At 76.5% G+C, this 1,104-nt stretch carries 1 protein-coding gene and 1 pseudogene; one reads left to right on the forward strand and one right to left on the reverse strand.

What is annotated here, in order from left to right:
* Positions 1-150: 150 nt before the first annotated feature.
* Entirely contained in the window at positions 151-576 is a 426-nt protein-coding gene (locus B9S61_RS05890; RefSeq protein ID WP_181007264.1) for a hypothetical protein, read from the forward strand.
* On the opposite strand, the pseudogene B9S61_RS05895 reads toward B9S61_RS05890, so the two are convergent.
* A pseudogene (locus B9S61_RS05895) lies at positions 491-1,054 on the reverse strand (DUF4184 family protein); the annotation flags it as partial. The gene B9S61_RS05890 and the pseudogene B9S61_RS05895 sit on opposite strands and share 86 nt — an antisense overlap.
* Between the last annotated feature and the right edge of the window lie 50 nt (positions 1,055-1,104).

Below are 1,104 nucleotides of genomic sequence, written 5' to 3' on the forward strand. Positions count from 1 at the left end.
AGGGCGTACCGGCACCGGCGGAGGCGGGCACCTGCGCCGGGGCCGCCGGGGCCCGCGAGGTCCGGCCCCGGCCGAACCCCCGGAGGGGACGTCACTCGCGTGGCCCCCGCAGGGACGCAGTCGGCCGGGGTGGCCGACAGGATGCGACGCATGGGTATACGCATGCTGCATCGCACAGCGGCACCCCCGCGGACCGACGCCGACGGACCCACTCCCAAGGCGTTTCCGCCGGTTCCGGTCTTCGCGGCCGCCGCAAGTACCGCCCGCATCCCCGTCACCCTCACCACCGCCCTGCGCAACGCCACCGCGGACCTCGGCCGCCGCGTCACCGCCGGCCGCCGGCGAGGCGACCGCACCCCCACCGGTGAGCAGCCACCCTGGCGGCTGTGGGCCGAACTGGCCCGCGCCTACCTCACCCTCGTGGTCACCCTGCTGCCCCGGCCCCGCCCCGTCCGTACCGTCACCGTGTTCGTCGCGGCGAGCGACACCCTCAGCGTGCGGCCGTACGGTCCGGCCGCCGCGTACCGTCGTCCGCAGAGCCCTCCGTGGCCCGGGTGGCCGGACGCCACGCCCTGACGGCGAGCGCGTACAGCGGAAGCGCGAGAACCAGCCCCGCGCCCGCGCCGAAGCACACCGTCGGGACCAGTTCCCAGGGCTTCGCGGTCGACCCCCAGTAGTCCCACCACCGCGAGGCCCGCTGCACCGCCCCCACCAGCGCGGCACCGCCGAGCAGCGCGACGGCCCACCACCGGTCGGTGACCGAGAGAACCGGCACCCCCACCGGCCCGGCCGCCCCGGGTTCCGCCCGGCCCAGCGCGCGTGCCACGAACAGCGCGATCACGACCGCGGCCACCGCCGAACCGCCGTACTGCAGGTACCAGTACAGCGGTGATCCGGCGATCTCCTCGCCCAGCACGGGAAACACCCGCATCCCCCACCGGTCGAGATGCGTGCACGCGTCCCAGAGCACGTGCGTCAGCGCCCCCAGCACCGCCGAGACGTACCAGCGCGCCACCAGCGACAGCCGTACGCGCGCCCGCGGCGCACCGCAGCGCGCCGGCGCGCGGGCCGTCGGAGTGGGTCATCTCCCGCAGTGCGCGGGCC

Origin of the sequence: Streptomyces sp. SM1 (assembly GCF_002910825.1) — a bacterium.
GTDB classification, from domain to species: domain Bacteria; phylum Actinomycetota; class Actinomycetes; order Streptomycetales; family Streptomycetaceae; genus Streptomyces; species Streptomyces okerensis.

Bases quoted from the DNA above. Each gene is read 5' to 3' on its own strand.
- B9S61_RS05890 (WP_181007264.1), top strand. From the start codon at position 151: ATGGGTATACGCATGCTGCATCGCACAGCGGCACCCCCGCGGACCGAC.